This is a genomic window from Natrialbaceae archaeon AArc-T1-2 (assembly GCF_030273315.1).
In the GTDB taxonomy this organism is placed as follows: Archaea; Halobacteriota; Halobacteria; order Halobacteriales; family Natrialbaceae; genus Tc-Br11-E2g1.
In genome coordinates, this window is sequence record NZ_CP127174.1 from 2,112,633 (window position 1) to 2,138,612 (window position 25,980).

Sequence of the window (25,980 nt, forward strand, 5' to 3'; positions counted from 1 at the left end):
AATCTGTAACTCGACATGGTATTTTATAACGACGTACTTTATTCCGAGAAGTGCGAACATATACCGACGAAATATCACATTTCGGGGCCGAAATGAGGAGTTTCGAACTGTTTTGCGAGGTCGTAACAGTGCGTTTGAATACAGAATGCTGGACAATCCGACTGAATCCGGATTGACGCCACGAGCAGCGGAACTGGCGAAAACCACCTTCTCGAGGTGATGTTCCGCCGAAAACGCGTCGGAAATTGGGTATTTACCAGCTGGCCGAAACCACTCCCCAGGTGAACAGTCTACGTCCTTTATTCACGTCTGAGAGCCCCGTAGTAGTATGTCCGAACGACGTTTCCGTAGCGCCACGCGCACGTCTCGCGTCGCGCGCCAGTCGGTTGCGAGCGTACCGTTCGGGCACCACGATGGCGAATCGAGCGACAGGTACTCACTCGGCCGCGACGGCCGAGTGACACTGTACCCTTTCCACATCCCACGACAACGATGAACTCAACTCGCACGAACTGGCGACCGATGGAATCGTCGACAGCCGGCGCTCGCTGTCGAAACTGCGGCACGCACGTTACCCAGCAGTTCGCCCGCGTTTTCGGAGACAACGGCGACGTCGTCCACGGCTGTCCTGCCTGTACGACGTACCGGGAGATGCAATCCGGAGGACACCTCCCGGGTGAGTGACGGTCCCGATCGGAGCCAGCTCGCTCGAGACGATCGAACGCGACGAAGTTTTGCTTTTGTGACGGATAGACAGTTCACGACGTCGCGAACGCTCACCGAACCGTAACCGCGCGTAGCGCCGGCCGGTTCAGTCGGTGACACTACGTTCTTATACTTAAATTAGCATTATCAGTCATGCAGTACCTTCATGCACACAGTTCCAGAACCAATGAACATATGATGGTAGGTGGTGGAGACCGATTCACAACGCGAGTCGAACGACTCCTGTGATGTATGTCGGTACAGACTAGCCGTTCTGACTCGCTTGCAGAAAGTCAGATCTTGGTCGTGTCCCAAACTCGTCTAGAGTCGTAACTGACTCCTGTGGAAACAGGGTCACCTCTGGTACCTACCCCGAAGTGACCCATGCACGCCACAATCGACGCGCAAGTCACGGTTAGCATCGACTTAGACAAAACGCTACCGCTTGCCACTCTCGCTGAATCTCTCACAGAGCTTCACCTCGAGGCGACGATCCTCGAGGAGCTTGTCAAAAGCCTCGACGAGCGCCTCGTCGAGGCGTACTGTGGGGAGAAACACGCGCGCGGAAACGGCGATCGCCGTTTCCAGCGCGCCGGAACCACAACACGAACAGCTGTGACAACCGCAGGAGAGCACGAATTTTCCCTTCATCACGTCAAAGACACCGCTGCCACCGGTGACGATCCTACCTACTTCCGCCCTCTCGAAGATCTCATCAAATTCGACGGGCAGCGCATCTATCAAGAGGATATTTCGCTCCAGAGTACCGAACTCGCTACGTCGCTCAGCTTTCGTGATGCCGTTGCCCACGGCGACGGCTTCACTCCGATGCCTTCGAGAACCACGATCAACCGCCGAGTCCGTGAGTACGGCAGCAAACTCGGTGACTTCGTTCGTGATCGGCTTCCTGGGACGAATGCAGACACTGTCGTTCCTGACGGAACGAAGTGTCATAGCCAGGACGATCACTGCACGTACCACGACGTCAACGTCACTCTCGGACAGATCACCGAAGACAACGCGGAAACCACGCTCTTAGACGTCAATGTCAACGAACCGTGGGACGATACAGCAGAAGATCTCGAAGAGAACGAGGCGATCACTGACGACGCGACGGTCGTCAGTGACGCCGAGGAATCCCTCGTCGACGCCTTCGAGACCAGCTATCGATCTCATCAGCTCGATCTCGTTCATGTCGGTCGAACGCTTGGATACAAGCTGTGGAAGGACGGTACCTTTTCGCTCAAAACGCGGAAAGCGATCGCCTCAGACGTCACAAACGACTTGTTCCATCTGAAAAACTCGGTTGCGCTCCATGCACCGAGGAATGAGCGTTTGGCGATCCGCGAGCGGATCGACCAAACGCTCGAGAACCTCACGAAGGAGGCGTGGCGCTTAGAGCAACAGGACTCTCCAAAAGCAGCGGCGTACCTCCGAAAATGGGCACAAGCAACCGTCACATTCGCCGAACTCGCACTCGAGGGACAAGAGGTTCTGTGGACATCGAACGTGGTTGAACGAGCCATGGGCGAAATCTCGAAGCGGTGTAAAAACCAGTGGATGAGATGGACAGAGTCCGGCTTAGAATCGCTCCTCTGGCTCAATCTCGTGAGATATGCCGATTCCGAGCAGTTCGCGGCGTTCGCCGACGAACTGCTCGAGCGTTCAGCCAAAACAGCCATGACATTGGAGGTGTCAGTTGACGCTACCAGAGGCGAACTCTAGACGAGTTTGTGACGGGACCCAGATCTTTCACGTCCTCGGGAACGACAGGCGACGAGCGATCGTGCAACTGCTCGCAGAGCACCCCGATCACGTCGATGTCTCCGACGTCGCATCGGAGATCGCCGAACGGGAAACCGACACGACGCCGGTTCCGAACAACCTCTATAAGAGCGTCTACGTCTCACTCCAGCAGACACATCTCCCCCAGCTCGAAGAAGACGCCATCATCGAGTACGATCCCGAAGCGAAGACGATCCAGCCCGGCCCACACTTCGAGGACGTCCTCGAGTACGTCGACGGCGACCACGGCACCCAGGAGACCGTCCTCCAGTCGCACCTCGCACTCTGTGTGCTCGGCCTCGTGTTGATCGTCGTCTCCGGACTGGGGGTGCCGATCATCTCGAGCGTCGACCCCGTTCTGTGGGGCGTTATCGCGATGCTCGGCGTCGCCGCGAGCAGCCTGTACAATCTGCTCGGGTGACGACGAGTCGTCGACACCGGTAGGCCGCTCGAAAAAACGCTTTCATAACGACGGCTGTCAATCGGTACCGGTGCAACCGAGACCCGTCTTGCGGTTGCACCGGAACATAGTCACAGCCATCATTATCAACCGATCAGCAACGGCTCGGCTTGCCCTTAGGTTAGGGCTGCTGCCTTGTCGCCGTCGTCGCCACAGTTGGTGGTCTGCTTCTCATCGCCAGCTGGTTTGTCGTTGTCAGCCGGCTTGTCGTTGTCAGCCGGCTTGTCGTTGTCTATTGGCGCGTCGTTATCGTCCTCGTCGACTGGTGCTTCGTCGTCATCGACAGGTGGCATCTCGTCATCGTCGACAGGTGGCATCTCGTCATCGTCGACAGGTGGCATCTCGTCATCGTCGACAGGTGGCATCTCGTCATCGTCGACAGGTGGCATCTCGTCATCAACTGGCGCGTCGGGTGCATCCTTGACGAGCACGTAGATGGTCGCCTGTTCGATCGTCACCTGGAGTCGGTCGTCGTCGACGGGTGCTTCGTCATCGACTGGTGCTTCGTCGTCGTCAGCGGGTTCCTCGTCATCATCGATTGGTGCCTCGTCATCATCGACTGGTGCTTCGTCATCGTCGACAGGTGGCATCTCGTCATCGACTGGCGCGTCGGGTGCATCCTCGACGAGCACGTAGATGGTCGCCTGTTCGATCGTCACCTGGAGTCGGTCGTCGTCAACGGGTTCCTCGTCGTCATCGACGGGTGCCTCGTCATCGTTGACGGGTTCCTCGTCGTCATCGACGGGTGCCTCGTCATCGTTGACGGGTTCCTCGTCGTCATCGACGGGTGCCTCGTCATCGTTGACGGGTTCCTCGTCGTCATCGACGCTCACGTAGATGGTCGCCTGTTCGATCGTCACCTGGAGTCGGTCGTCGTCAACGGGTTCCTCATCGTCGTCGACAGGAGCCTCGTCGTCGTTGACGGGTTCTTCATCGTCGTCGACAGGAGCCTCGTCGTCGTTGACGGGTTCTTCATCGTCGTCGACAGGAGCCTCGTCGTCAATGGGCTCCTCTACCTCATCGAGGCCCTCGGCGATCACGAAGATGGTCGCGTAATCGAACGTTGCGTCGTGTTCGTCGTTATCGACGGCTGCCTCATCGTCGTCGTCGACAGGTGCTTCGTCATCATCGACCTCGTCGTCAGTGACTGCTTCGTCCTCTGCAGGCATCTCATCGAGATGCACGAGGATGGTCGCGTGATCGATCGTCACCTCGTGTCGATCGTCATCAACGGGTTCTTCCTCGTCGTCGACAGGGGCTTCGTCATCGTCGACTGGTGTTTCATCGTCGTCGACAGAAGCCTCGTCATCGTCGATTGGGACGATAGTCGCCTGCTCAATAGTTACGTCGACCGATACGTCTTCGTGTGTGTCAAGTACTCCTTCGGCCAGTTCTCCTGGTACGTCGTTCTCCGCGTGATCGCTCGTACTCGAAGCCGATGGCGCTGCCGCCATCGCTGCCCCGCTCGAGAACACGAGCATCAGCGCAGTGACCACGACGAGTAGCTGATTGCGTGCGTTCATGTATAGGCCGTGAAGCCATCGGTGGGTCGACGTTTCGGCGCATAAAGCGACGCAACCATTTCGAGAGAAAGCAGATAATACCCGAAAGCAACGGCCCAGTCAGTCGTCCGTTCGCCGACCGAAAACAACGATTAGATGATGGACAGTTCTGTGGGAGTGTCTACAGTCGTGACTGGATCCCGGTCGAACCTGTCAATCAGTCCCGGACTCGTCGGACTTCGATGCGGCGGGTTCCTGTCCTGGAAGACAGATCAGGTTCTCACGACCCAGTCGAAGCTTCGTTATCTCGTCGTCTTCCTCGAGGTCTGCGAGCAACCGGCTCACCTTGGCTTTCGACCAGTCGACCGCGTCGACGATTTCCGACTGGCGCATTCGCCCCCCGTTTCGGCCGACGAGTTGCCGGATCCGTTCGCGATCGCTCACGAACTCCTCTTCCGGTGGCGGGCTCACGTGTGTTGTCTGCTCGTGGTCCGTCAGCCTGTTTCGAAGCACCAGGACGCTTCCGAGGAGAACGAGAATCACGATCCCGAACAGCGCAGCTACGTGCGGACCCGGATCGAGCAACCGGATCACCAACTCGTCGACGGGAGCCGCCGAAGGTGGCGTCTCGAACGCTCGAGTCGGATGCGTTCTGTGGACCGTGGATAAGAAGTTTGACATAATTGGCTTTCACGAGCGCACTGTGTTATCGTCGGGTATGGACGTTATCGCGCAACAAAGCGCTTTTTATAAATAGTCGGTTGTTATTCTTCATCATCTATTTTATATGTGGTGACGTGTCGGCCGACGGTCGTTACCGGCGGGCGATACTCGAGTCCGGATCCCGTCGACGGAACCGGAAACCGTGACGAAAGACGCCTCGATCATGGGTCGACTCCCGATATACCGACCCGGTGAATAAGCACGCCCGGACGTTTGCAACGATTGGGGCCGATCCACTCCGGATTCTAGCCATTAACGAGCTATTTCAGCGACTGTGTTCTGGAACCGACATTCCGGCCTGGCATATCTATGCCGAATCCTTATCCTCACGGAGCGTCGAGATAGCACGACAGGGAGCGGTCGAGTGACCGACACCCGTCGACGGCTACGACAGCGACACGTAGTACGTGACAGACAGATGACCCCGCTAACACACACGCTCCGAGTCTGGTCCCAGGCGTCCGATCACGTCGTATCGAGTATCGTCGAGGCGAATCGGGCAACGGCTGCCGCCTTCGGCGTCGACGGAACGCAGACACGATCACGAGAGGAATGTTCGGACGCGATCGACGACGAAACCGATCCCGCGATCGAACCGATCGAACACGAACGTCGCCCGTGGCGATACGACCGAACCGTCGACGAGCCGTCCGCGATCGACGTCGGCGACGTCGTCACCTTTGCGAAACCCATCTCCGACGATGACGTCCTCGAGTTCGCCACCGCAAGCGGTGACACCAACCGACTCCACTTGGACGAGACCTTCGCCGCCGAGTCCCGGTTCGGCGAGCGGATCGTTCACGGGACGCTCGTCTCCGGACTCATCAGCGCCGCGCTCGCACGGATCCCTGGCGTCACCATCTATCTCTCACAGGACCTCGAGTTCGTCGGTCCAGTGTCGATCGGCGACCGGCTCACCGCGACCGTCGAGATCGTCGAGGACCTCGGCGGCGATCGGTACCGCCTCGAGACGACGGTCGAGACCGACGACGACGTCGTCGTCAACGGCGAAGCGGTCGTCATGATCGACCGCGTACCCGACCTCGAAAACGAGGCCGTGGACACGGTGGATACGGACACGACCTAGGCGCCCGGCACGCCGACGGCGTCGAACGTCGTCACGTCGACGAACGCGAGGATGTACAGGACGATCAGGATCGAGATCCACGCGACCAGCGTGATCGCAATCGCCTGCACCCAGCCGCCCGGATACCGCGCGTTGATCACTGCGAGGTACGCAAGGAGGACGAGCAACGGGCCGAGAAGGGGAACCCAGCCGAAAAAGAAGCCGACGACGCCCCAGACGACTGCACCGAGCAGCGCCGTTATGATCGCGTACGTATAATCCTGTACGTCGACGATGACGCTCGCTCCGACGTAGATTCCGAACGCGCCGATCAACAGACTCACCACGAAGACCACGATGCTGTCTATGACCGCCATACGCCCCCTACGACCGACCTATCATTAGTTACCTGTCTCTTACACCACCGAAGGGGCGCGATTCCACGCCGATCCCTCGTCGCAACGTTCACGTGCCCGTAGAAGTGATGCGACTCGCGTCGCCGTAACGGGCGATTCTAGACTGGTGGCATCACGGGACTAGTCGTGTCACTCTCGTTCTCGGTCCGGGAGGATCGTTCGGGCGTGTTCGTAGACGTCGCCGAACTGTTCCTCGCCGGCGAGATCTCGCAGACCAGCCTCGAGGTCGATCGTCGCTTCGAAGCCCAGTTCCCGACGCGCCTTCGAGATGCTGGCTCCGCTGTGTCTGACGTCGCCCGCTCTCGCGGCCCGGTGGACGATCGGAACGTCGGCTCCGACGACGTCGCGGATCGTCGCCGCCAGCTCGAGGATCGACGCTCGAGTGCCGGTGCCGACGTTGTAGGCGTCGCCGACGTCGTCGGTCGTCGCCGCGAGCAGATTCGCCCGGACGACGTCCGCGACGTGGACGAAGTCGCGGGTCTGCTCGCCGTCGCCCTCGACGGTGATCGCCTCGCCGGCGCGGGCCTGCTCGAGAAACGTCGAGATGACGCCGCTGTAGGGGCCCTGCTGGCGCGGTCCGTAGACGTTGAAATACCGAAGCGAGACGGTCGGAACGTCGTACAGCTCCGTGTACAGCCGGGCGTACTCCTCGAGTGCGAGTTTCTGGACGCCGTACGGCGACGACGGCTCGGGCGATGCCGTCTCCGGCACCGGGAGCTCGGCCGGATGGCCGTAGACTGCGGCACTCGAGGCCAGGACGACCCGGGCGTCTTCGTCGCGTGCCTGCTCTAAGAGCGCGAGTCCCGCCTCGAAGTTTACCTCGTTAGTTTCGGCCGGCCGATCGACCGTCGCCGGGACGTCCACGATCGCCGCCTCGTGAAAGATCAGATCGACGTCGCGAGTCGCCCGTTCGACGACGTCACGATCACAGACGTCGCCCTCGAGAACCGTCGCGTCGTCGTGGACGCGTTCGCGATCGCCCGTCGAGAAGTTATCGAGGACGCGAACGTCGTTGTGATCGATCAGCGCGTCGACGAGGTGACTGCCGATGAAGCCGCCACCCCCGGTGACGAGCACCGTCCGGTCGCGGATCGGTGGAATATCCATCGCAGCCGGCGCTACCAGTTCCGGTGCGTTTAGTATGGCACTCGTACCGTCTGCTATCCGTCCCTTACGAGTGTGACCGGGCTACAGTCGCTCGCTGCACTCCCGACAGAATCGATACGCGAGATCGTTCCGACAGCCGCAGTTCCAGCACACGACCCGGAGTCGCTCTCGCTCGTGTCCCGTTTTCTCCTCGAGTGCCGCCGGTGGTCCCGAATCGAACTCCTCGTCCGGTGTGTAGGGCTCGAGTTCGCCCGTCTTTCGGGCCCGGTGGCGCTCGCGAGCGTCGGTCACGAACCCCCGAAAGAGCGGAACCGAGACGACGAGGACGACGATCGAACCGGTGACGAACAGGACGAGGAACACGTAGGCCCCGTCGATCATACGCCACGTACGTTCCGCGAGAACAAAGACCTCACCGTTCGGATTCCAACGGCCAACACAACCTATATGCGCGACGGTCGGGAACCCCTGGCAATGACTCGTGCTGTCGATCTCGTCGTCTCGAACTGCACCGTCGTGACCCCGGCAGGACGCGTTCCGGATGCGGGCGTCGCCGTCGAGGACGGAACGATCGTCGCCGTTGGCCAGGCCGACCGACTCCCCGAGGCCGACCGCACCGTCGACGCCGGCGGAAACGTACTCGTTCCCGGGATCGTCGACGCCCACATCCACAACCGCGAACCCGGTCTCGAGTACAAGGAAGACTGGGAGTCCGCGACGCGGGCGGCTGCGGCCGGCGGCGTGACGACCGTCGTCGGCATGCCGAACACCGACCCCGTGATCGACCGGCCCGACCACCTCGAGCTCAAGTTCGATCGCGGCGAGGCGTCGGCCCACGTCGACTTCGGTACGTTCGCCGTGATCACCTCGGAGAACCTCGAGCGCATCCCGGCACTCGAGGAGGCGGGTGCGACCGGCTTCAAGATCTTTCTCGGCTCGACGGTCGGCGACGTCCCGCCGCCGGGAGACGGCGAGATCTTAGAGGCGATGGAACGAGTCCGGGAGACCGGCAAACGGCTCGGCTTCCACGAGGAAAACGACGAGATCATCGACCACTACGAGCGGACGTTCAAGGAGCAGGGGAAAAACGAGCCGATCGACCACGCTCACTCCCGTCCCGTGATCGCCGAACGCGAGGCGATCGAACGGATGATCACCTTTGCCGAGGAGACCGGCGCGAAGATCCACATGTACCACGTCTCCTCGGGGTCGGGAGCCGAGGCAGTTGCCCGCGGCAAAGAACGCGGTGTCGACGTCACCGCCGAGACCTGTCCGCACTACCTGTGGTTCACCGAGGACGTCATGCGAGAGAAGGGCAACGTTGCGCGCATCCAGCCGCCGATCCGCGACGCCGACGAGCAGGCCCGCCTCTGGGCCGCCCTCGAGTCCGGTTCGATCGATTGCATCGCGACCGACCACGCCCCCCACACCGACGAGGAGAAGAAAGTCGACGACCCGTTCGGGAACACCTGGGACGCCATCTCGGGGTTCGTCGGCCTCGAGACCGAGATCCCCGTCATGCTCACGTTCGTCGACGAAGGGCGACTGACCCTCGAGGAGTGGGTCTACCGTCACTCCACGCGTCCGGCCCAGGTCTGGGGGATGTATCCACAGAAGGGCTCGCTTCAGGTCGGCACCGACGCCGACTTCACCATCGTCGATCCCGACCGCGAGTGGACCCTCGAGGACCGAACGGACCTGCACTCGAAAAACTGCGTGACGCCGTTCGAGGGCGAATCCTTCGTCGGCAAGGCGACGACGACGGTGGTTCGTGGCGAAGTCGTCTACGACGAGGGCGACGTCGTCGGCGAGTCGGGCTACGGCACTCGCGTGGACGTCGAGACGGCGTAACCGACTCCGTTACCCGCTCACTCGAGGTCGGCTCCGATCGCCTCCTCCACCGAGTCGAATCCGTCGCGTTCGAGCATGGCGACGAGTCCGCGGTTGATCTCGCGGGCGGTCGACGGGCCGTTGTAGACGAAGCCGGTGTACAGCTGGACGAGCGAGGCACCGGCACGGATCTTCTCGTAGGCACTCGCGGCCGAGTCGACGCCGCCGACGCCGACGATCGGCACGTCGGTGTACCCAGCGAGCGTCCGGACGATCTCGGTCGAGCGATTCGCGAGCGGTTTCCCGCTCAAACCGCCCCACTCATCGCGGTTTTCCGAGCCGAGTCCGTCCCGTCGCGTCGTCGTGTTCGTCGCGACGATGCCGTCGAGGTCGAACGCTTCGACGATGTCGACGAGTTCGTACAGCGACTCCGCGGGAGAGTCTGGGCCGACTTTCACGAGCAGGGGGACGTTCGCGTCGTTTTCGGCCTCGAGCGTCTCGAAGATCGCCTCGAGGTGTTCGGGTGAATCCTCCTCGAACTCGTCGGGCGTGTTCGGACAGGAGACGTTGACGACGACGTAGTCGGCGTACGGCGAGAGCCGGTCGAACACCCGCCGGTAGTCCTCGATCGCTTCGTCCTCGCTCGAGGTGTTCATCTTACCGACGTTGACGCCGATCGGGACGTCGGGGAGTCCGTCGCGTTCGATCCGGTCTCTGACCCGATCCATGCCCTGGCCGTTGAAGCCCATCCGGTTTATCATCGCCTCGTCCTCGCGCAGACGAAACAGCCGCGGACGCTCGTTGCCCGCCTGGGGGTACGGCGTCACGGTGCCGACCTCGACGAAGCCGAAGCCGAGCGCGGCGAGCGCGTGGGTGACCTCGGCGTTCTTGTCGAATCCGGCGGCGACGCCGACGGGGTTCGGGAACGTGGTGTCGAAACGGTCGATCTCGAGCGCCGGGTGCTCGTAGCGATAGGCACGCCGAAGCACGGCCCGGGTCGGACGCGTCGATCCCGCCGCTCGGAGCGTGCGCTTGCCGAGATCGTGTGCCGTCTCGGCGGGGAGCGCGAACGCGAGCGGCCGAAGCCTCGAGTAGAGTGTCATTGCCGATGAATCGGGGGTAGCGACACGTAAAGTCCTCGGGAGAGACGCGGCGATCGTCGGGCCGTTGCGGGCATCGCCGTCGTCTTCGTACACGGCATACTCTCGCACTCGCTGGCCGACACCGGACGAACGAGCGAAAATTTCGACTATAGGCATAGGAATGTGAATTACCAATCCGGACTCGATGTAACCTGACTAACTGCGAGACGACTGGCGGATAACGAAATAGTTTTCCTATGGGTGACGCTTGGGTCGACTACCAAGGGAGACATGAGTACTCAACGACGGTCACCAAAGGGATTCGCCGTGGCGGTTGAACGAACGCTTGCACCGCTGTCGGACACGGTGACCGTCCGACAGAGTGACCGACGCGTCGGGAACGGGGAGCCGACGCGTGCGGACCCACTCGAGGCGGTGGAGGCGGTGGACTCGTTCGGCCCACCACGGGAGCGCGTCGTACGGGGGTGGCCGACGTGAGCCGATCCGGTGGCGTACTTGTTCCGGTCGGCCCGTCGGCGACGCTCGAGGAGACGGTGTCCTACGCCGTCGGGGTGGTGAGAGACGTCGGGGGAGGAACCGTTCACATCGTCCGGACGGTCCCGGGACACCACGTTAGCGACGATGCGCTGGAACGGGATCAGCAGATACTAGAACGAGCCGAACGTCTCGCCAGAGAAGCAGCCGACGGCGAGATATCCGTCCGGACGGATCTGCTCGGGATCGGTCGGTATATTGCCGATCCGGCAGAACACGTCGACTTGCTCGTCGACCACGTCCGCGAGCACGACCTCGATCGGATAATTCTCGATCCGGACTACTCCGTCGACGCCACTGCCCCCTCGTTGCAGCCGATCGATTCGGTGATTTCGACCGCGGACGTCGAATACGAGCGCGTATCCGTCTCGAAACGAGACTTGCGCCCGACGCGAGAGGGAGTGATCCGTGGGGGGGTACTGTTCGGACTGACGGTCGCGTTCTATCTCGCGCTCGGCGGGCTCGGATCGACGTTTACGTACGCTTCCGCCGTCGGTACGGGCATTCTCGTAGCCGTCCTCTTTCGAAACGTCGCCTTCGAGACGACTCCGCATCTGTTTCCAGCGATGGGAGTGGTCGCACGAAGCGCGCTGTTCGTGCCGTATCTCCTGTGGGAGATCGCGAAGGCGAACGTCCTGTTCGCGTACGTGGTGTTACACCCGTCGATGCCGATCGATCCCGGGATGGACCGCGTCGACGCCGCCGTCAGCGACGGGCTATCGGTGACTACGTTCGCGAACAGCATCACCCTCACGCCGGGGACGCTCACGGTCGATGCGATCGGCAACCACCTGCTCGTCCACTCGCTCACGCCGGGTGCGCGAGATGATCTGGTCGACGGCGTCCACGAGCGGGCCGTTCGATACCTCTTTTACGGCCGTGACGGGCTCAAACTCCCCGGTCCGGGCGCACGCGGTGACGCTGACGCTCTCTCCGGACCGGCGGCGTCCGGCTCGGATAGAGGTGACGTCGATGACTGATCTACTCAACGCCATTATGCTCGGCTCGGCGGCGATCGTCGTCGTGCTCGCGGCCGTGGTCCTCTATCGGGCCGTGGTCGGACCGACGACCTACGATCGCGTTCTCGCGGTGAACGTGGTCGGGACCAGTACCGTCATCGTGATCGCACTGATCGCAGCGGGGCTCGACCGGCCCGAGTACCTCGACATCGCGATCGTCTACGCCCTGCTCAACTTCGTGTTGAGCCTGGCCGTCGGTCGATTCACCTACAGTAACGGGGAGGTGAAGTGGCGATGACCTTGGTGACCGCTCTGATCGTGCTTTTCGTCGCTATCGGCGTCTTTTTCACGTTCGTCAGTGCCGTCGGCGTGTTGCGTTTGCCCGATGTCTACACCCGATCGCACGCCGCCACGAAAGCTGACACGCTCGGCGCCGGCTTCGCCATTCTCGGCGTCGCCGTCTACTTCGGTACTTCCGGCGAGGTACTTCGAGCCGTGTTTCTGTTCGTGTTCATCTACTACACGAACCCGACGGCGGCACACGCGATCACCCGCGCTGCGTACAGTCAAGACGTCGAGCCGTGGACGAGCGAGAACACCGAGGAGGGATCGCGATGATCTGGCTCGAGCTCGGACTGATCGCGTTCGTCATCATCGCGGCGGTCTTCGTCGCACTCGCTCGCGACGTCGTCGGCGCGATCGTTACGTTCGCCGCGTTCGGGCTGGGTATCTCGGTGATCTGGACGTTGCTGGCTGCACCGGACGTGGCGCTCGTCGAGGCCGCAGTGGGTGCCGGAGTCATCTCGGTGTTACTCCTGATCACCCTCGTCAAGACGACCGGCAGATCGACGTCGGCAGACGACGCGGGTCTCAGGGAGAAACTCCAACCGCTGAACGGTCCGGCGTTGCTCATCCTCGGTGGGCTGGCGATTCCGCTCGGCTATACGATCCTGTCGCTCCCGGCGATCGGTGACCCCACTGCGCCGGCCGTAAGCGCGGAGTTCGCCGACGGTACGCAGACGCCGTACGGCTACTACATCGCGGAGACCCTCGACGAGGCCGGCTTTCCGAACGCCGTCGTCTCGGTGCTCGTGGTCTACCGTGGACTCGACACGCTGGGAGAGCTGATCGTCGCCTTCTCGGCCGCCGTGAGCGTGCTCGTCGTACTCAAACGTGATGAACTCCTATGACGATGACACGAGACAGCGATACGGATACGGACGATCGGCGGTACAACGGTGCCAAAGCGGACACTTCGGACAATGCGGACAGCGTGGCCGAGCCGGCTACACCGGTCGACGACGAATTCGACGTGCCGGATACGGAAGTCGCCCGGGGGGCAACGCCGGTCACCCAGAGCCCGGTCATCAAGACGGTCTCCAGAACGGTCACGCCGTTCGTCGTCGCGTTCGGGGTCTATATCACGTTGTTCGGGACGAGTCTCCCGGGCGGCGCGTTCCAGGGGGGGATCGTGATGGGGTCTGCGGTCGTACTCATCGGTCTCGCCTTCGGATTCGACCCGACCCAGGAGTGGCTCGACGCGCGAGCGCTCGGTGGGCTGTTCCTGCTCGGTGCCGGGCTTTTCGGTGCCGTCGCCGTCGGTGGCGTCGTTTTCGGAGGAGCAGTCCTCGAGCTGTTCGTCTTCCCGCTGTCGGTCGAGGACATGGTCAAGCTCGTCGAAGTGGCGATCGCTGCGCTGGTGACCGGCGTCGTTATCGGCCTCGTCATCTGGCTCTCTTCGGGCGTTATCGGAGGTGAAAAGACGTGATCGAGACACACCACTACTACCTGACGTCGTTCGCACTCTTCCTGATCGGACTGTACATGATGATCGACAACCGGAACCTCATCAAGAAGGTGATCGGCCTGAACTTCTCGCAGGTCGCAGTATACCTGATGCTCGTGACGATCGGCTACGTCGACGGTGCGAACCCGCCGATCGTGGGACTCGAGGGTCCGCACGCGAATCCGCTCGCGCACGTGCTCGTGCTGACGGCGATCGTCGTCGGGGTTTCGCTGACTGGGCTCGCACTCGCACTCGTCATCAGACTGTACGACGAGTTCGGCACGTTAGACTCGCGTGAGATCGAACGAAAGCTGGCTGCCGACGACGCCGAACGAGGGGTGGACACCGATGACTGAGCCGATCCTCGCGACGGCAGGGACGGGCGAGGTCGTCTCGATCCGGCCGGTCGCGGCGCTTCTCGTCTCGCTCGTCGCGGTCGCGTTGATCGTCGCCTCGCACAGCCGGCCGAACGTCCGGGAGGGATGGTCGATCGCGGCCGCACTCGCGATGTTTGCCATCGTCGCCAGCATGGCTCCGGGCGTACTCGAGGGGCGGGTCTACGTGACCCCCTTCGGCGAGATCGTCCCCGGCGTCGAGCTGGCGTTGCGCGCGGACGCGCTCGGGATGTTGTTCGCGGTCGTCGCCAGCGGCCTGTACGTCCTCACGGCGATCTACAGCATCGGTTACATGCGTGGCCACGACGAGCGCTACCAGACACGATTCTTCGCCATGCTGTGTGCGAGCGTCGGTGCCGCACTCGGGATCGCGTTCGCCCCCAACCTGTTGCTGTTGCTCGTGTTCTACGAGGTGCTGACGATCGCGACCTACCCGCTCGTCGCCCACGACGAGTCCGAGGAGGCACGCGTCTCGGGATATAAGTATCTCGCGTACGCGTTCTCCGGTGGACTCGCCGTCTTCGGCGGGATGCTCGCCGTCTTCTGGCTGACCGGGACGGTCACGTTCAGCCGTGGCGGCATCGTCGAACTCGCCGCGGCCGACCCGTGGACCGCACGCGGTGCGTTCGCGTTGCTCGTCGCCGGCTTCAGCGTCAAAGCCGCCGTGATGCCGCTTCACTCCTGGCTGCCGAGTGCGATGGTCGCGCCGACGCCCGTCTCGGGGCTGTTGCACGCGGTCGCGGTCGTCAAAGCCGGCGCCTTCGGCGTCGCCCGGACCGTGATCGACGTCTTCGGCCCAGGTCTGGTCGCAGACCTCGGGATGGGCGCGCCGCTTGCGGCTTTCGCCGGTGCGACGATCCTGATCGCGAGCCTGTTCGCACTCCGGCAGGACAACCTCAAGGCGAGGCTCGCGTACTCGACGATCGCACAGCTTTCCTACATCGTCTTCGGGCTCTCGCTGCTCGAGCCCGCGGCGCTGACCGGCGGGCTGTTGCACATCCCCGCCCACGCGTTCGCGAAACTGACGTTGTTCCTCTGTGCCGGCGCGCTCTACGTCCAGCTACACGTTAAATACATAAGCGAAATGGCTGGCGTCGGGAAACGGATGCCCGTGACGATGGGGGCGTTCGCGCTGGCGAGTTTCAGCATGGCCGGGATGCCGCTTCTCGCCGGCTTCGTGAGCAAGTGGCATCTCATCTGGGGTGGCGCAGAGGCCGGGCAGCTGCTCGTTCCCGCGGTGTTGGTCACCTCCGGCGCGTTGAACATCGGCTACTTCTGGCCCATCGTCTACACGGCCTTCTTCGAGCGCCCGGACGACCGCGAACCGAAGCCGGTGCTCGACGGCCCGATCGGTGGCACACCGGTCGGGGAGGTCCGGGCCGACGGCGGCTCCGCGGACGAGGGTGATCACGACCGTGACGACCACGATCACGGCCACGGCCACCACGACCTTCCGCCGACCGACGGCTGGGGTCGTCCGGACGGCCTGTTACGAGAGACGACGCTGCTGATGCTCGTTCCACTCATGTCCACGACGACGCTCATGGTCCTGTTCGGTATCGTCCCCGACTACATGTTCTTCTTCGACCTCGTCGAGTTCATCGTCGAGGGTGCGACCGAGGGGGTGAGCGGGCGATGAGCGCACCACTTTTCGGCGTCGATGCGTTGCTTTCGGTTCCGCCGTTCCTGTTCGTCGTCGCCGCCGTAGTACTGGTGGCGCTTTTGCCCCGACGAGAGGCTCACCTGGTGACGGTCCTCGCGTTGCTCGGAACCGTCGCCTGGGCGCTGCTCGTCCCCGATGGCACCGGGCCGACGGTGACCTTCCTCGGCTTCGAGGTGATCGTCGTCGACGTCAGCGTGTTCTCGCGGCTGATGGTGATCATCTTCGGTGCCTTCGGCGCTGCGGCCGTCGGCTACGCTTACTTCGCCGGCGCCAGCAACCGCCACCTCATGTGGGGACTCGGCTACGTCGGCGCGTCGCTGTGGACCGTCGTCGTCGGCGACTGGCTCGGGCTGATCGTCGGCTGGGAGATCATGGCCATCGCCAGCACCGTCTTCGTCTGGCTCTCGGGTGGCAAGGCGATCCGGGCCGGCTTTCGCTACGCACTCGCACACGGGATCGGCGGCAGCCTGTTGCTCGCCGGGATCGTCCTCTACCTGTTCGCCGTCGGTCCCGAACCGACCGCGTTACACTTCGACGGGAACGGGATCGGCGGCATGGAGGTCGCGGCCGCCGGCCTCGCAATCTCGATCCCGGCCGCGCTCGCCGGTGTCGGGATCGGCGTCAACGCGGCTGTCATCGGCCTGCACAACTGGATGCCCGACACCTATCCCGCGCCACACGCGGCGACGTCGGTGTTTTTAGCCTGTTACACCACGAAGACCGCCGTCTACGCCGCCTACCGTGCGTTCCCCGAGGGGAACCTGATCCTGGCCTACGCTGGCGGTGCGATGACCATCTACGGGGCCGCTTACGCGTTGGCCCAGAAGGACATGCGTCGGCTGCTCTCTTATCACATCCAGGGCCAGGTCGGGTTCATGCTCGCCGGGATCGGCGTCGGCTCCGCACTTGGGGTCGCCGGCGGCTTCGCCCACCTCTTCAACCACATCCTCTACAAGGGCCTGCTGTTCATGGCCGCCGGTATCATCATCCTGCAACTGGACAAGAACAAACTCGACGAGTTCGGTGCGATCGGGACCTCCGCACCGATCGCGCTCGGACTGTTCCTGATCGGCGCGCTCTCGATTTCCGGCGTTCCCGGCTTCAACGGGTTCGTGAGCAAGGGGATGTTGACTGACGCCGCCGAGTACGGCGGTCACGAACCGCTGTTCTGGCTGCTTCTGGTCGGTGGCGTCGGGACCTACGCCTCGTTCATCAAGTTCGGCTACTACGGGTTCCTCGACGGGGAACGCTTCCAGATGCCCGATGCGAACCTGGGCCAGACGGTCGTCGCGGGAGCGGTTGCGGCCGCCTGTGTCGTCTTCGGGCTCGCCTACCAGCCGCTTTTCGCGTTGCTCCCCTTTACCGACCAGTGGTCGACCGACCCGTACTCGAGTGCACACCTGCTGAAAGCCACTGGGATGGGCGTCGGTGGGATCGTCGTCTTCGTGATCGGGAAGCCGATCTTCGACCGACTCCACGGCGGGAAAGACGTCGACCGGCTACACGACCCGGCCGCGTTCTACGGGACGCGGGCGCTGTCGGGCGGGCTCGGTGGTTTCTACAACCGGGTCGGTGACGCCGTGATCGGGGCGGGCTGGGCGCTCGTCGATGCCGTCCACGATCCCGGCACAGCGATTCGCACCGTCCTCCCCGCAGGCTGGCGTGATCGGTACGATCGCCGCCTCGCGAGCACACCCGGCAAGACCGGGGCCAAACTCGGTATCGGACGAACGATCTACGTTGCAACGGGCCTGCTCACGATCGTACTCGCCGTTGCACTCTTCATCGACATCTGAAACCATGACGAGGATCTACACCACGGAGACGGTCGGACGGACGGACATCGAGATCGAAACGCGTCTCGCCATCGGTGGGTTCGGTGGGAGCGAGGGGGTGAACTGACCGATGGAGTGGCTCACCGGCATCGTCGTCCTCCTCCCGTTGATCGCCTCGGCGGTCCCGGTCGCCGCGAGCATCCGCTGGAAGAACATCGGCTGGCCGTTCGCTGCTGCGACCCTGCTCGCGACGTTCGGACTCGCCGTGTGGCTCGCGTACCTGGTCGTGACGGACGGACCGATCAGCCACGATCTGGCCGGCATCGACATGCCCCACGGTATCGAGCTGTTCGCAGACGAACTCTCGGTGTTAGTCCTCCTGCTCACGCTTATCGTCTGTCTCGGCGTGCTCGTCTACACTCGAGTCGGCGGCCCCAGGGGGAATGCCTTCTACGGCGGCTTTCTCCTTCTGACTGGTGGGATGCTCGGGATCACGCTTACGGCCGACCTGTTCAACCTCTATGTCTTCCTCGAGATCATGGCGCTTTCGTCGTACGCGCTGGTCTCGGCGGCGAAGTACCGCTGGTCGACCTACGCCGCGTTCAAGTACCTCCTGGTCGGCACCGTCGGGGCGGGATTTTACCTCTTCGGGGTCGCACTCGCCCTCGCCGCGACCGGGACGCTCAACATGCAGGACCTGTCGGTGCGCCTCGCCGAGGTCGGCTACACCGATCCGGTGGTGATCGCGGCCTTCGGGATGATGGCCGCCGGTCTCGCGATCAAGATCGCGCTGTTCCCGGTTCACACCTGGCTCGCCGACGCACACGCCTCGGCGCCCGACGGCATCAGCGCCGTCATCTCCGCGCTCGTCCCCGCCGTCGCGGTGTACGCCTTCGCACGAATCATCTACACCGTCTTCACCGTCGACTTCATCCAGACCAATCCGGACGTCGGGACGATGTTGCTTCTCGTCGGCCTGTTGAGCCTCTTTGCCGGGAGCACGTTCGCAATCTTGCAGGACCACATCAAGCTCGTGCTCGCGTACTCGACGGTCTCGCAGTTCGGCATCGTGTTGATCGGCCTCTCGATCGCCAACGAGACGGCGATCTTCGGTGCGATCTTCCAGATGTTCGGTCACGGTATCGTCAAGGCCTCGCTGTTCCTGCTGGCGGGGATGATCGCGTTGCGCTTTGGCGGGATTCGTCACATCGAGGAGTACGGCGGGCTCGCAAAGCAGGCACCCGTGATGGCCGGCGCGTTCGCCGTCCTCGCCGTCGCGATGATCGGTCTGCCGCCGACGTTCGGCTTCGTCGGCAAGTGGTACATCGCACTCGGGGCGTTCGAGGAGGGCATGTGGTACGTCTCCCTGCTCGTGCTCGGGAGTACGCTCCTGTCTGCGGCGTACATCCTCCCGTTCGTCAACCGGATCTACTTCTACTCCTTCGACGGCACCGACGCCGATCCAGAGCGTATCACCCGGGGGATGATGCTCGCGATCGTCGCCGGGGCGATCCTCGGCATCGTCCTCGGATTCACCTCCGGCGAGATCCACACCCTCCTCGAGGGCGCGATCGACGCGCTTCTCGAGGCCTGACACCGACCCACACCGGCGGTACGACTCCTTCGACGCGGTCTCGTTTCCGGACACCTACAGACCGTGTACGTCACAGCTACCCGTATCGTCCCGCTGACTGGTCACACGGGGCCCGACCGCTCGAGGCCGTGTCACGATAACGTGGTCACAACGGACCCTCGCCCGAACGAACGCAGATACCCCCCACTCGTCGGCCCAGTCCGTGTAGCACGATGTTACACGCCCAAAAGACAGGAATAACAATACAGACAGCGGGCGACGGGACGACGGGATGACAGAGACAGCGATCCAGCCGTCGAGATCGTCCCGTCCTCGCCCGATCGCGTCGCGCGCAGATCGCACTCGAGGGATCCGGTGACCATGTACGAGAGCCACTCCGTCGCGGTCGTCGTCCCGGCGTACAACGAGGCGGGACTCGTTGGGGAGGTGATCGAGACGATCCCCGCCTACGTCGACCGGATCTACGCCGTCGACGACCGCTCGACCGACGGGACGTGGGACGAGATCGTCCGCCACGCAGCCCGACGGAACGGCTCGGATCCCGACCCGGTCGACGGCCGCCCTACGTCGCGCTCTCCTCGTGACACCGCCGCCGACGGCGGCGTCGAGTCGGGCGAGGTCGTCGTGCCGATCCGCCACGAGGAAAACAGAGGCGTCGGCGGCGCGATCACGACTGGCTACCAATACGCCCTCGCGGACGGCATCGACGTCACCGCCGTGATGGCCGGCGACGGCCAGATGAACCCCGATCACCTCGAGTGGCTGCTCGAGCCGATCGTCGACGGCACGGCCGACTACGCGAAGGGCAATCGCCTCTACGGGAACGACCGCTCGTCGATGTCGTCCTGGCGGCTGTTCGGTAACCTCACGCTGTCGTACCTGACGAAGATCGCCTCGGGCTACTGGCGAATGATGGACCCACAGAACGGCTACACGGCGATCTCTCACGACGCGCTCGAGGCGATCGACCTCGAGGACCGCTACGAGGCCTACGGCTTTACGAACGACCTGCTGGTGACGCTCAACACCCACGGCTTCCGGATCGCCGACGTCTCGATGCCGGCAGTCTACGGTGAAGAGGAGAGCCACATCCAGTATCGGTCGTTCGTTCCGAACCTCTCGGCGCTACTGTTGCGTCGGTTCGTCCGCCGGCTGTACGTCCGGTACCTGCTGACCGACTTCCATCCGCTCGCGCTCATGTACGCCGTCGGCGTGGCCGGTGGAATGATCGCACTGGCGGGGATCACGGCGGCGGTCCGTCGACGAGCGAACGGCTCGTCGGACGGGATGACGTCGCTGGTCCTCCTCTTTCTGTCCGTGATCGACCTCCTGCTCGCGATGGTGTTCGACCGACGGGAGAACGAGGAGATGGTGGTGACGGTCCCGTGAGGGCGATCGTCACGATCCAACATCCGGCTCACGTCCACTTCTATCGTCACGTCATCGACGAACTCGAGGCCAGGGGCCACGGGGTGTTCGTCTTCGCCCGCGAGAACGACCTGGCGGTGCCGTTGCTCGAGCATTACGACATCGACCACGAGGTGCTGGCCAGTTCACAGGAGTCGATCGTCGGACTCGTGCGAACGCAGCTGACCTACGAGCTGCGGTTGTTGCGACGAGCACGAACGATCGACCCCGACGTGATGACTGCGATCGGCGGCGTCGCCGTCTCCCACGTCGCTCACCTGGTCGGCGCACGCAGCGTCGTCTTCCTCGACAACGAGGGTGTCACCTCCCACCGGATCACCACGCCGTTTGCCCACGTGGTCTGTACCCCACGGGCGTTCCGGGAGGAGTACGGCGACACCCACCGCCGATACGACGGCTACCAGGAGCTCGCGTACCTCCACCCCGCCCGGTTCGATCCATCGCCTGACCGCCTGCGCGCACACGGCGTCGAGCCCGACGAACGGTATTCGGTGCTCCGATTCCGGACGTGGGACGCACTCCACGACGTCGGCGAAGCGGGACTCTCCCCGGCGGGAAAACGACGGCTCGTCGACATCCTCGCCGACCACGGCGAGGTCTACATCACGAGCTCCGATCCGCTCCCGTCTGACCTCGAGCCCTACCGGCTGCCGGTGCCGACCCACCTGATCCACGACCTGCTGTACTACGCTGACTGCTACGCCGGCGACTCCGCGACGATGGCGACGGAAGCCGGCGTCCTCGCCACGCCGGCGGTCCGGATCCAGTCGTTTGCCACCGGCGACCGGGAGTTCAGCAACTTCGTCGAACTCGAGGAACGGTACGGGCTCGTCCGATCGACCGCCGACGAACGGGACGCGCTCGAACTCGTCGCGACCCTCGTCGCCGATCCGGAGACGACGGCGATCTGGCGAGCGCGCCGTGAGCGCCTGCTCGGCGAGAAGATCGATGTAACGTCGTTCGTCGTGGAGGTGCTCGAGGCACAGGCCGGCGAGAGGGTCGAGCGTCGCCGTCGGCCGGCCAACGTCTCGCGGTGAGCGGGATAGCTTGTCTCACCCGGTGTGGCCCTCGCCGCCGTCGCCGTCCGATTCCGGTCCCGGTCCGGCCGTCGTCTGCCCCGTGCTGGCGACGGCGAGCGACCGTTCGGGGACGTCCGTCCGTAACGCGGTCTCTGCCGTCGTTGCGGCTGTTCTGGTATCGCCGTCCAGGCCCCGGCGTGCACCGCGTGGCGTGAGGTAATTGCCGTCGACGTCGACGCCGGCCTCGGAACAGAGTCGTTTCAGGATCGATCTGGCACCCTCGGTCGTGATCGCGGGCGGTGCAATCGTTCGCGTCCGGGCGAGCGTCACTGCCGTCTCCTCCTCGAGCAGGGTTTCGATCTCCTCGTCGTCGTGGCCTCGCTCGCGAAGGGTCGACCGAACGCGACGCGCGATCGAGGGTGCGTGTCGGGTCGGAAACAGCGGCCACTCGGTCGATGGTGGATCGAGTACGATCCGGTACCGGCGCAACGGCGTGCGGGCGGCCGCCGGCAGCGGCACGTCCTCGAGTCGACCCGACTTCCCGAGCACCCGGATCCGACCGCGATAGAAGTCGACGTCGCCCCACGTCGCGCCGTCGCGGCGATCGTCCTCGGGTACGCGAAAGAGCTCTGCCCCGCGAACGCTGGCGTGGGCGAGCGTCGCCACCAGTGCGTACTCGCGCAGTCGGGACAGTCGCTCGCGTCGGTCGGCGTCTGTAGCCTCGAGCGCGCGTCGTTCGACGTAGGTCTCGAGCTCTCTGCGGTGCTCGCTCGACCAGGCCCGACTGCCGTTCTCGGTGTCCTCGCTCGGCAACGCGGCCCGTGCGGCCTCGGTCTCCGCTGGATTTTCCTCGAGGATGCCGCCCTGGACGCACCACGAGAGAAACGCACGGACGACGGCGTAGTAGGTTCCGGCCGTCGACGCCGCGTACTCGCCGCGGTCGGTTCGTGTCTCGAGTTCGCTGGCGTAGGCGCGCATGTGTTCGGCCTCGAGTTCGAACACAGAGACGACGTCGTGTTCGCGCTCGAGCCAGGTGATGAACCGGCGCAGGATCGACGCCGCGTTCGAGGCGTACGCGCCGGCACCCGGGCCGTCCGGATCGCCGACGGCTTTGCGCTCGAGGTAGGTGTCAACGGCGTCTGCGACCCTGACGCCGGTCACGGTGTGATCACCTCCTCGACGGGACGACGTCGTGACCGTTCCGTTCCGGCCGCCGACCGAGAGCCGTTCGCGGCGGGCGGCCGACCGATTGTCCGTCCGTCGGCTGTCATTCACCGGGGTAGAGGGGCTCCACTCCTGTAAAGGTGCCTTTCGACCGGCACACGAACCGACGTGAACGATCCAAAACGGTCGTCAACCGAACGAAACGGACGCTTACGAGCGGTCGGTTATTTGAACCGGCGTCGACAGTCACGAGCACAGTCATGAAAACCGTCCGTACTGCAGTCGATCACGAAACGCTTCGGTCGGTCAGCAAGCTGGTGCTTTCGACCCTGTCGTTAATTTTGCTCCTCTCGGTCGTCGCTGTCCTGCCAGGGGTCGGCCACGTGATACCGGGAACGCCGATGACGTTCGTCGCGGCCGTCGGGGCGATCGCGACGGTTGCGATCGTCGGTCTGCTGTTGTACCTCGCGCCAGCGCTCGCCAAACTCGTCAGATCGACGCTCGAGGGGCCCCAGCCCGTCGTCGACGACGTCGCGTCGATCGTCCAGCTGTTCGTCGTCCTCGTCGCGGTGCTCGTCGCCCACCGGGGGCTGGCGCCGGCGCTCACCCCGCTTCTGGGCGGTGCGGTATGGGTCTATGACCTCGTGTTTCTCGCGCTCGCGTTGCCGCCACTTGCGATCCTCGCGGCCCGGCTGTACGTCTCGCTCGACCCGATGGCCGAGTTGCTGGCAGAGAGCGTAACGGACGATCCAGAGAAACGAGACGAAGCTTCGGGGGTGACGGAGTAACCATGGCCGCTGGTGACAGGCGACGACTGCCGTTCGTCCAGGGCGTCATCGGCGGCGTCACAGCCTGGCTCGTCGGCTACGTCCTGACCTATCTGATTGTCGCCGGTGAGATCCGCGAGTCACCGCTGCAACGCGTGCTCGAGGCGCTCGAGGGCGAGCCGGCCACCTACGAGATGGTCGGGTGGGTGTTCTACAACGTTCACTTCGTCGAAACGGTCTTTCGCGACGTGCCGTTGCTCGGCAGTTACGCCACCTCCTACGTCGGCGGCGAGGACGGGTTCACCGTCGCCCTCTATGCGGTGCCGCCGGCGACGCTTCTCGCAGCCGGCCTCGCGCTCGCGACCTATCGACGGGTGAGGACCGCGACCGAGGGCGCACTCGTCGGTCTGACCGTGGTACCCGGCTATCTCCTGGCGTCGATCGTCGGCGTCTTCCTCTTTGAGGTCACCGTCGGTCCCGCAAGCGGCGCACCCGAGATGATTCCGGCAATCGCCATCGCGGGGATTGCGTATCCGGCCGTCTTCGCCGGCGGTGGCGGTGCCGTCGCCGCGATCCGTTCCGGCCGGTCGTAGCGCGGTCGTCGGCCGGTTCGGTCTCTCCGAGACGTCCGAAGCCGGCGCTCACGGATCAACTGACCGACGGTCGACCGCCTCTCGGTTTGCCCTCGACAATTCTGTGACACGAACGGAAAGACTGATTCGGTGAACAGCCGTCTATCGGACAGAATGGCGAACAGGGACGACGTCACGAGAGAGCTAGCCGAGTGTGTAGACTGTGGCTCGGTGTACGCAGCCCGCCAGTGGCCCTCGGGTGAGATTCAGCCGATCGGAAGTGACGGCTGCGACTGCGGATCTACCGACTTTCTTCTCATCGGGAGCTCAGACGGGGAGTCGTCCACCACCGAAACGCGTTCGGAGTGAAATATCTGGAGTTTGTACCGTAACGGTGTGTCCCTACGGTTCCTCGAGCGCGTAAACTGACCCGTCGCCGCTACCGACGTAGACGACGCCGTCGACGACCGCCGGACTCGACGCCACCCAGTCCTCGGTCTGGTACTGCCAGCGCTCCGTGCCGGTCTCGGGCGAGAGCGCACGGACGAATCCGTCCTCGTTGCCGACGTAGACCGTTCCGTCGGCGACGGCGGGACTGCTTCGAACCTCGAGAAAACCGCCGACGCTCCAGAACTGGGTTTCTGGGGCGGGATCGTCCGGGTCCCCGTTCGATGCGGCCGAGAGCGCGTAGAGGCTGTTGTCGAAGCTGCCGACGTAGACGACGCCGTCGACGACCGCCGGACTCGAGGTCACCGAGCCGCCGGTCTCGAACGTCCAGTGGATCTCGCCGTCGTCTACGTTGACCGCGTAGACGTGATCGTCGTTGCTGCCGACGTAGACGACGCCGTCTGCCACCGTCGGCCGGCTCTGGATCCAGTCGTCGGTCTCGATTCGCCAGACCTCCTCGCCGTCGTCGGCGTCGACCGCGTAGAGCGAACCGGCGTCGCTGCCGACGTAGACGACGCCGTCGGCTACCGCGGGCGCTCGCTGGAGGGAGCCGTCCGCCTCGAACTCCCAGCGCATCTCGCCGTCGTCGGCCGCGAGCGCGTAGAGAGTGGCGTCGTTGCTGCCGACGTAAACCGTCTCCTCGAGGACCGTCGGGCTCGAGACAACCTGATCGTCGGTCTCGAGGTGCCAGCGCTCCTCGCCCTCGTCGACGGCGTACACCGACCCATCCTCGCTGCCGACGTACACCGTGTCGTCGGCCACCGCGGGACTGCTCGAGACCGCGCCGTTCGTTCCGAACCGCCACCGTCGATCGCCGTTCTCGGCGTCGATTGCGTAGACGCCGCCGTCGTTGCTGCCGACGTAGACTGTCTCCTCGACGACCGCGGGGCTGCTGTAGACCGAATCATCCGTCTCGAACCGCCAGCGTCGCTCGACGGCCTCGGTCGGTCCCGGCCCCGGCGCGTGGCCAGTGTTTCCGGCGTCGTACTGAAACGAGGGCCACGCGCCGCCGTCGTCGGGGTGGCTCGTGTCCACGTCCGGCTCGATCACCGCCGGCTCGTCGTTGGAGTCGCCGAGACAGCCCGTCAGCCCGACGACACAACTCGCCGCGAGGGAACCCAGCAGCGCTCGGCGTCCACGTTCGTCGACCATCGTGTTAGGCGACAATCAGCGAGGGAGA

At 63.8% G+C, this 25,980-nt stretch carries 27 protein-coding genes; 19 read left to right on the forward strand and 8 right to left on the reverse strand.

Annotated features, from left to right (window positions below):
• Positions 1-522: 522 nt before the first annotated feature.
• From QQ977_RS10835 to QQ977_RS10845, 3 genes are all read left to right on the forward strand, one after another.
• Positions 523-684, forward strand: a complete 162-nt coding sequence (locus tag QQ977_RS10835) for a DUF7563 family protein (protein ID WP_430540831.1) — start codon at positions 523-525, stop codon at positions 682-684.
• Positions 685-1,089: 405 nt separating this feature from the next.
• Positions 1,090-2,430: an ISH6 family transposase gene (locus tag QQ977_RS10840; RefSeq protein WP_285925768.1), complete on the forward strand. Its 1,341-nt coding sequence runs from the start codon at positions 1,090-1,092 to the stop codon at positions 2,428-2,430.
• Complete coding sequence (locus tag QQ977_RS10845) at positions 2,405-2,911, forward strand: winged helix-turn-helix domain-containing protein (RefSeq protein WP_285925769.1); 507 nt, start codon at positions 2,405-2,407, stop codon at positions 2,909-2,911. Before QQ977_RS10840 ends, QQ977_RS10845 begins: the two co-directional genes overlap by 26 nt.
• A gap of 155 nt (positions 2,912-3,066) precedes the next feature.
• On the opposite strand, the gene QQ977_RS10850 is transcribed toward QQ977_RS10845, so the two are convergent.
• Both QQ977_RS10850 and QQ977_RS10855 read right to left on the reverse strand, forming a co-directional pair.
• The gene (locus QQ977_RS10850; protein ID WP_285925770.1) at positions 3,067-4,473 is read right to left on the reverse strand and encodes a hypothetical protein; all 1,407 of its coding nucleotides are present in this window, start codon (positions 4,471-4,473) and stop codon (positions 3,067-3,069) included.
• 192 nt (positions 4,474-4,665) lie between these two features.
• The gene (locus QQ977_RS10855; RefSeq protein WP_285925771.1) at positions 4,666-5,133 is read right to left on the reverse strand and encodes a helix-turn-helix transcriptional regulator; all 468 of its coding nucleotides are present in this window, start codon (positions 5,131-5,133) and stop codon (positions 4,666-4,668) included.
• Between the two features lie 460 nt (positions 5,134-5,593).
• Here QQ977_RS10855 and QQ977_RS10860 point away from each other — a divergent pair, with 460 nt between their 5' ends.
• Positions 5,594-6,262: a MaoC family dehydratase gene (locus QQ977_RS10860; RefSeq protein ID WP_285925772.1), complete on the forward strand. Its 669-nt coding sequence runs from the start codon at positions 5,594-5,596 to the stop codon at positions 6,260-6,262.
• Here the strand turns inward: QQ977_RS10860 and QQ977_RS10865 are convergent.
• The 3 genes from QQ977_RS10865 to QQ977_RS10875 form a co-directional block, all read right to left on the reverse strand.
• On the reverse strand, positions 6,259-6,618 hold the full coding sequence (locus tag QQ977_RS10865; protein WP_285925773.1) for a hypothetical protein: 360 nt from the start codon (positions 6,616-6,618) through the stop codon (positions 6,259-6,261). The genes QQ977_RS10860 and QQ977_RS10865 overlap by 4 nt on opposite strands.
• Positions 6,619-6,786: 168 nt before the next feature.
• Positions 6,787-7,764 (reverse strand): NAD-dependent epimerase/dehydratase family protein, encoded by a 978-nt coding sequence (locus QQ977_RS10870; protein ID WP_285925774.1) that lies wholly within the window; start codon positions 7,762-7,764, stop codon positions 6,787-6,789.
• Between the two features lie 81 nt (positions 7,765-7,845).
• The gene (locus QQ977_RS10875; RefSeq protein ID WP_285925775.1) at positions 7,846-8,145 is read right to left on the reverse strand and encodes a zinc ribbon domain-containing protein; all 300 of its coding nucleotides are present in this window, start codon (positions 8,143-8,145) and stop codon (positions 7,846-7,848) included.
• Between the two features lie 93 nt (positions 8,146-8,238).
• Here QQ977_RS10875 and allB point away from each other — a divergent pair, with 93 nt between their 5' ends.
• Positions 8,239-9,615: an allantoinase AllB gene (gene allB / locus QQ977_RS10880; RefSeq protein ID WP_285925776.1), complete on the forward strand. Its 1,377-nt coding sequence runs from the start codon at positions 8,239-8,241 to the stop codon at positions 9,613-9,615.
• A gap of 17 nt (positions 9,616-9,632) precedes the next feature.
• Here allB and QQ977_RS10885 read toward each other — a convergent pair whose 3' ends face one another.
• The gene (locus QQ977_RS10885) at positions 9,633-10,697 is read right to left on the reverse strand and encodes a quinone-dependent dihydroorotate dehydrogenase (protein ID WP_285925777.1); all 1,065 of its coding nucleotides are present in this window, start codon (positions 10,695-10,697) and stop codon (positions 9,633-9,635) included.
• A gap of 270 nt (positions 10,698-10,967) precedes the next feature.
• Here QQ977_RS10885 and QQ977_RS10890 point away from each other — a divergent pair, with 270 nt between their 5' ends.
• The 12 genes from QQ977_RS10890 (at position 10,968) to QQ977_RS10945 (ending at position 21,868) form a co-directional block, all read left to right on the forward strand.
• A complete protein-coding gene (locus QQ977_RS10890) occupies positions 10,968-11,174 on the forward strand; it encodes a hypothetical protein (RefSeq protein WP_285925778.1) in 207 nt (68 codons plus the stop codon).
• Entirely contained in the window at positions 11,171-12,211 is a 1,041-nt protein-coding gene (locus QQ977_RS10895) for a monovalent cation/H+ antiporter subunit E (RefSeq protein ID WP_285925779.1), read from the forward strand. The genes QQ977_RS10890 and QQ977_RS10895 overlap by 4 nt, the downstream gene beginning before the upstream one ends.
• Positions 12,204-12,488 carry a cation:proton antiporter gene (locus tag QQ977_RS10900; protein ID WP_285925780.1) on the forward strand — a complete coding sequence of 95 codons (285 nt, stop codon included), beginning with the start codon at positions 12,204-12,206 and terminating at the stop codon, positions 12,486-12,488. The genes QQ977_RS10895 and QQ977_RS10900 overlap by 8 nt, the downstream gene beginning before the upstream one ends.
• Positions 12,485-12,808 carry a monovalent cation/H(+) antiporter subunit G gene (gene mnhG / locus QQ977_RS10905; protein ID WP_285925781.1) on the forward strand — a complete coding sequence of 108 codons (324 nt, stop codon included), beginning with the start codon at positions 12,485-12,487 and terminating at the stop codon, positions 12,806-12,808. The genes QQ977_RS10900 and mnhG overlap by 4 nt, the downstream gene beginning before the upstream one ends.
• The gene (locus tag QQ977_RS10910; RefSeq protein ID WP_285925782.1) at positions 12,805-13,380 is read left to right on the forward strand and encodes a DUF4040 domain-containing protein; all 576 of its coding nucleotides are present in this window, start codon (positions 12,805-12,807) and stop codon (positions 13,378-13,380) included. Before mnhG ends, QQ977_RS10910 begins: the two co-directional genes overlap by 4 nt.
• Positions 13,377-13,958, forward strand: coding sequence for an MnhB domain-containing protein (locus tag QQ977_RS10915; protein ID WP_285925783.1), 582 nt, complete (start codon positions 13,377-13,379; stop codon positions 13,956-13,958). The genes QQ977_RS10910 and QQ977_RS10915 overlap by 4 nt, the downstream gene beginning before the upstream one ends.
• Positions 13,955-14,332, forward strand: a complete 378-nt coding sequence (locus QQ977_RS10920; protein WP_285925784.1) for a cation:proton antiporter subunit C — start codon at positions 13,955-13,957, stop codon at positions 14,330-14,332. Before QQ977_RS10915 ends, QQ977_RS10920 begins: the two co-directional genes overlap by 4 nt.
• A complete protein-coding gene (locus QQ977_RS10925; protein ID WP_285925785.1) occupies positions 14,325-16,010 on the forward strand; it encodes a proton-conducting transporter membrane subunit in 1,686 nt (561 codons plus the stop codon). The genes QQ977_RS10920 and QQ977_RS10925 overlap by 8 nt, the downstream gene beginning before the upstream one ends.
• Complete coding sequence (locus tag QQ977_RS10930) at positions 16,007-17,830, forward strand: Na(+)/H(+) antiporter subunit D (RefSeq protein WP_285925786.1); 1,824 nt, start codon at positions 16,007-16,009, stop codon at positions 17,828-17,830. The genes QQ977_RS10925 and QQ977_RS10930 overlap by 4 nt, the downstream gene beginning before the upstream one ends.
• A 109-nt stretch (positions 17,831-17,939) precedes the next feature.
• Positions 17,940-19,403, forward strand: coding sequence for a monovalent cation/H+ antiporter subunit D family protein (locus QQ977_RS10935; RefSeq protein ID WP_285925787.1), 1,464 nt, complete (start codon positions 17,940-17,942; stop codon positions 19,401-19,403).
• 360 nt (positions 19,404-19,763) lie between these two features.
• Positions 19,764-20,792: a glycosyltransferase family 2 protein gene (locus QQ977_RS10940; RefSeq protein WP_285925788.1), complete on the forward strand. Its 1,029-nt coding sequence runs from the start codon at positions 19,764-19,766 to the stop codon at positions 20,790-20,792.
• Positions 20,789-21,868, forward strand: coding sequence for a DUF354 domain-containing protein (locus QQ977_RS10945; RefSeq protein ID WP_285925789.1), 1,080 nt, complete (start codon positions 20,789-20,791; stop codon positions 21,866-21,868). Before QQ977_RS10940 ends, QQ977_RS10945 begins: the two co-directional genes overlap by 4 nt.
• Positions 21,869-21,883: 15 nt before the next feature.
• On the opposite strand, the gene QQ977_RS10950 is transcribed toward QQ977_RS10945, so the two are convergent.
• Positions 21,884-23,011 carry a tyrosine-type recombinase/integrase gene (locus QQ977_RS10950; RefSeq protein ID WP_285928701.1) on the reverse strand — a complete coding sequence of 376 codons (1,128 nt, stop codon included), beginning with the start codon at positions 23,009-23,011 and terminating at the stop codon, positions 21,884-21,886.
• A gap of 263 nt (positions 23,012-23,274) precedes the next feature.
• On the opposite strand from QQ977_RS10950, the gene QQ977_RS10955 reads away from it, so the two are divergent.
• Together QQ977_RS10955 and QQ977_RS10960 are read left to right on the forward strand one after the other, a co-directional pair.
• On the forward strand, positions 23,275-23,802 hold the full coding sequence (locus QQ977_RS10955; protein WP_285925790.1) for a hypothetical protein: 528 nt from the start codon (positions 23,275-23,277) through the stop codon (positions 23,800-23,802).
• Between the two features lie 2 nt (positions 23,803-23,804).
• On the forward strand, positions 23,805-24,374 hold the full coding sequence (locus tag QQ977_RS10960; protein ID WP_285925791.1) for a hypothetical protein: 570 nt from the start codon (positions 23,805-23,807) through the stop codon (positions 24,372-24,374).
• 381 nt (positions 24,375-24,755) lie between these two features.
• Here QQ977_RS10960 and QQ977_RS10970 read toward each other — a convergent pair whose 3' ends face one another.
• Entirely contained in the window at positions 24,756-25,952 is a 1,197-nt protein-coding gene (locus QQ977_RS10970) for a PQQ-binding-like beta-propeller repeat protein (protein ID WP_285925793.1), read from the reverse strand.
• Between the last annotated feature and the right edge of the window lie 28 nt (positions 25,953-25,980).